This is a genomic window from Neisseria sicca 4320 (assembly GCF_000193735.1).
In the GTDB taxonomy this organism is placed as follows: Bacteria; Pseudomonadota; Gammaproteobacteria; order Burkholderiales; family Neisseriaceae; genus Neisseria; species Neisseria sicca_E.
The window spans coordinates 1-4,582 of the sequence record NZ_AEPF01000132.1; the positions used below are offsets into that span (position 1 = coordinate 1).

Genomic DNA, 4,582 nt, shown 5'->3' on the forward strand with positions numbered 1-4,582 from the left:
TTGCAGGTTCTGTTCTATGGTTTTGTTGCTGAGGATTTCAAAAGGGGAAAAGAAGATACGGTAATTGTTGAAAAAATAAATTGAGAACAAGATAACTGAAGTTAAAATCGCCAAAATTATTTTCTTGTTTTTAATCATATGGTTACCTAATTTTAAAGTTTGCGGATTATTCCACGAATGTCATATTTATGCAATAGAATTATCAAAAAGGTCGTCTGAAATTTTCAGACGACCTTTCAATACCAAATCTAAACAACCGCGTGCGTCTATTCCGCATACATCCTACCTGGTGAAACAGAGACTTTATGCAGACTACGGCTTGCTTTTGACGTTACAAGAAAAAAGATATTGTCCATCCCATATAACTTTCTCTTCAGGGTTAGAAATATCAACTTTATATAAAGGTGTGTTATTATTTACCCATTTTGAGCATATATTTAAATCAAAAATATATTTTTTATAAACTTCAAAATTTTTATATGGAATATATAATTCATTGTGAGCTTTCATCTCATATGTACCCGAATATGGTGATGCTACAGAGTATTTTTCAGGCAAATAATCACCACAATTACTCAGAATATACTTTTTATTTATATAGGTTAAGTTATTATTTTTTCCAATATGTAAACTAGAAACATTTAAAAAATAGCTTCCTAAACCTCTTTCTTCTAGATAATTAGGCACTCCTAAAAATGGGAAATCATCATCCGTTAAATCTTTTCTATCATTAATACTGCAACATTTATACGGGAAAAAATGAACGGAACTGTTTTCTATAACAGAATAAAAACTATCATTATTTATTTTTGGATTATTCTTTGATGAAAATAGTAAACCTGAATTAGAGAAAAGAATTTTCTTGCCTTCTTCTTGATTTAAAAACTTCCTTTTTCTGCTATCAAAAATATATTCTGCTATGCTTGCTTTCCCAACAGAAGTAAGCCAACAAGCACCATCGACAGGGCAATATTCTCTCCATTCACTATTCATGTCGTCATAATATCTACCTTGTGATAAATATCTGAAATAACTGGTCATTCCTCTGGCTAATAATTCTTCCTTACTCAATTTCCTTCCTTCGTCCACGCAAATCCCTTGCAGGTTCTGCTCTATAGTTTTGTTGCTGAGAATTTCAAAAGGTGAAAAGAAGATACGGTAATTGCTGAAAAAATAAATTGAGAACAAGATAACTGAAGTTAAAATCGCCAAAATTATTTTATTATTTTTAATCATATAGTTACCTGATTTTTAAAGTTTGCGGATTATTCCACGAATGTCATATTTATGCAATAGAATTATCAAAAAGGTCGTCTGAAATTTTCAGACGACCTTTCAATACCGAATCCAAACAACCGCGTGCGTCTATTCCGAATACATCCTACCTGGTGAAACAGAGACTTTATGCAGGCTATGGTTTGCTAAAATTAAAATTTAATGAATGGTGTTATTTTCCCACAATATGTAACTGGATATGCCAATAAGACAGCTCTACCGGCATAATTGTTACTTCTTCCTAGCATATTCAAACCAGTATAGGAAGAAACTGCGCGATCTAAATTATAGGTTTTTATAACTAAGAACTTAATTTTATTCAACTCCTCAAGACTCATAAATTTTTCTATAAGATACAATGTATGTACAAAATCATGGCTACTTTTTAATTCTGAATATTCCAGCAATCGACAACAATCTTTGGGATACCATACAACACCATCGTAGCTTCGCTGAATAACTGCAAAAGGAGTCTCTCTATTGAAATATTTTCTTTTGTAAGGTCTATCTTCAAAAGGATTAAAAGAAATTCCTGACCATTCTTTTGATACTAATGATTTAAAATCACTTATCTTGTAATTTTTACTTTCCCATTTTTGAATTATATTTAAATCATTATATTCATATAATAACCAAGGATAACAAGTACTATTTATTTCATTAGATTTTTCTTTATTTATATTCCTCAGCCTGCATATTTTTCTATTTAGATCATACGGAGTATCATCAAGTATTAATTTTTCATCTTTCAATGTTTGAATTATATTATCCCACTCGGAAATTTTTTCAACTTGATATTTCCAATAATCATCCATAGCTAATTCATATAATTCGCTATTACTTAGCTCGTTACTTGGATTATTACATATTAATTTAGAAAAAAAATGCTTCCTATAATTTTCCCTGTTCTGCTCTTCTTTTTTCTTTATCCGAAATTCTTTTTCTTTTGGGGATTCAAAATAAGAACTGATACCTAAATATACTTTTTCTATTTTGGATGCTATCCAAGGTAAATTAAATAAGGAAGCAGGAAATGAAATCAAAATGAATATACCTGCTGTTAAAATTAAGAAGATTATTTTTTTATTATTAATCATATAATTATTCTTTATTTTAGTTTTTTGTATTATACATACACTGTAAAATTATGCAGTAGAGTTATCAAAGATTATAGGATTTTTTCAGACGACCTCTCAATACCAAATCCAAACAACTGCGTGCGTCTATTCCGCGTACATCCGACCTGGTGAAACAGAGACTTTATGCAGGCTACGGCTTGCTTAAATTATTTATAGATAACATCTGATATGGAGAATTTATATTTCTCTTTCAAAATATTATAATCTGATGATTTACATACTTCTTTCTTATCAAAAAACAATACATATCCTCCTGCGCCGATTAAAGATGCCATCATTCGAGAAAACCACCCTCCGTATGGCGTATATGTCTTATATGTAAAAATTTCACTTTGATTTGAAGCATCCAGATACTTCGATATATTATATTTTATAGGTATAGCAGAATACCTAACATTACTACGATTTTTACCATCAAATTCCAAAATTAAATTTTTATTACTTAGTTTACTGACATCCTTTATTAAAAAGATTTTTTCAGACTCACATAATTTTTTTAGCTGATACATACCTATTATTTCATCACCAAACATTATAAAAAACCAAAGTATCGCACTGATAATATAAAACAAAAGCCTTTTTTCAGAACCTAGGATTTCATATTTTTTGCTTTTCCATTCAAATACTATCCCAACAATAAATCCTAAAAAACCAAATATAGTGATATTAACAATAAAAAAAGTATTCCTATCATAGCTCTTTCCTATTCGTTTTGGATTTATTTCCCGAAATCCTACGATAAATTTTAACTCCAAGAATAAAACCTGGAATAATTCCAAAAAATAAACTGATTAAATAATACACAAACGCTTGCATATTCATCTCCAATTATTAGACAAGATATCCGTTTTAGACGGAGACATTTTCTGTTCCCATAAATAATAAGAAAATTCTTCGCCAGCTGGCAAAACAGAGACTTTATACAGGCTACGGCTTGCTTATTAATTAACAAATAATTTATCAGAAGATATAATACTAGAGCAATTTGAGAAATCATCTTTAGTGTATTTACCCTCCACCCCATAAATATTAACAGACTTCCAAATTCTAGTTTTCTGTTTAATATTAATATCTTTCAATAAGAACTCTCCACCTCCATCTGCCGATATTGTATTCATATTATTCATTAATGAATAATATGAAAAATTTGCATCATTCTTTGCATCACTTCCAGCAGAGAAGTAATTAATATTCAAAGTTCCCCAAATGCTATCAATATCATTTTTAAATGTATACTTAGTTCTATAAAATAAATATTCTTTTCCCATAAAATTCTCAGTAACTATCTCACAATTCGATAGTTTTTTTTCAATAGTATTAGATGAGAATTTAACCTTAGTATTTAAGCATAAATTATGTGCGCTATTATCGCTAGAATATGTAGTATATATAGTAATCAAACCACAAGAGTAATCGTATTGTTTTTTCTCATATAAACGGCTCACTTCTTCTGAATTTATGTAAATAATATCAGTGTTATATCTGTTATAATAATCATCTAAAACAAAAAATATTTCAATCTAAACAAAACAAAAAATATCAGCGTAAATACCAATATAGAAAAGAAATATATTATGATTTTATTTTTTAACATGACAAATCCAAAACAAATTTTTTAGTTTGAGACATTATTGCATTTCCTCGTGTGATTTAAGGTTTCTTAGGACAACTGTAAAAATCATTACCATCCCAAAGAGTGTGGTAATGAAACATATAATCAAATGATTTTGGGAGAGAATTTATGGTAGAAGCATCAGGTTTGCTATGATTCCATTTCCAACAGCCAATAGGAATTTCAGAAACAGTTTGAATAAAATCTTGCGGCAGATAAAATCCATAGGAAGTCGTCATATATTTAGTATAATTTCCTTGTATAGAAGAATATTTATCAGGAATATATTGTCCACAATTATTAATAATATATCTATGATAATAAACATTAATTTTTTCGCTTACTATTTTTAAATCCAAAAAATAATTTCCTAACCCTCTTTGTTCTAATAAATCGGGTGTGCCATTGAACGGATAATCAGATTTCAACAACTCTGACCTTTCCTTGATACCGCAGCAGTCATAAGGGTAAAAAGAACTGAACCTGTTTGAGGCATAAAACCCGAAGGGCAGCTTGTGCGATTGGTAGCGGACATTTTTTGGAAAAAAATGATCCT

General features: G+C 29.4%; 5 protein-coding genes. All 5 read right to left on the bottom strand.

The window, feature by feature from the left end; translation table 11 throughout:
* Positions 1–312 precede the first annotated feature (312 nt).
* On the bottom strand, positions 313–1,236 hold the full coding sequence (locus tag NSCA4_RS0110990; RefSeq protein WP_016688168.1) for a hypothetical protein: 924 nt from the start codon (positions 1,234–1,236) through the stop codon (positions 313–315).
* 191 nt (positions 1,237–1,427) lie between these two features.
* Positions 1,428–2,372, bottom strand: a complete 945-nt coding sequence (locus NSCA4_RS0110995; protein WP_016688169.1) for a hypothetical protein — start codon at positions 2,370–2,372, stop codon at positions 1,428–1,430.
* A 188-nt stretch (positions 2,373–2,560) separates the two neighbouring features.
* Positions 2,561–3,169: a hypothetical protein gene (locus tag NSCA4_RS13190; RefSeq protein ID WP_016688170.1), complete on the bottom strand. Its 609-nt coding sequence runs from the start codon at positions 3,167–3,169 to the stop codon at positions 2,561–2,563.
* Positions 3,170–3,355: 186 nt separating this feature from the next.
* Positions 3,356–3,859 (bottom strand): hypothetical protein, encoded by a 504-nt coding sequence (locus NSCA4_RS15315; RefSeq protein WP_141565481.1) that lies wholly within the window; start codon positions 3,857–3,859, stop codon positions 3,356–3,358.
* A gap of 205 nt (positions 3,860–4,064) precedes the next feature.
* A partial coding sequence (locus tag NSCA4_RS15320) for a hypothetical protein (RefSeq protein WP_218015750.1) occupies positions 4,065–4,582 on the bottom strand: 518 nt, incomplete at its 5' end.

Coding starts and splice junctions, on each gene's coding strand:
- NSCA4_RS0110990 (WP_016688168.1), bottom strand. CDS start 1,236: ATGATTAAAAATAATAAAATAATTTTGGCGATTTTAACTTCAGTTATC.
- NSCA4_RS0110995 (WP_016688169.1), bottom strand. CDS start 2,372: ATGATTAATAATAAAAAAATAATCTTCTTAATTTTAACAGCAGGTATA.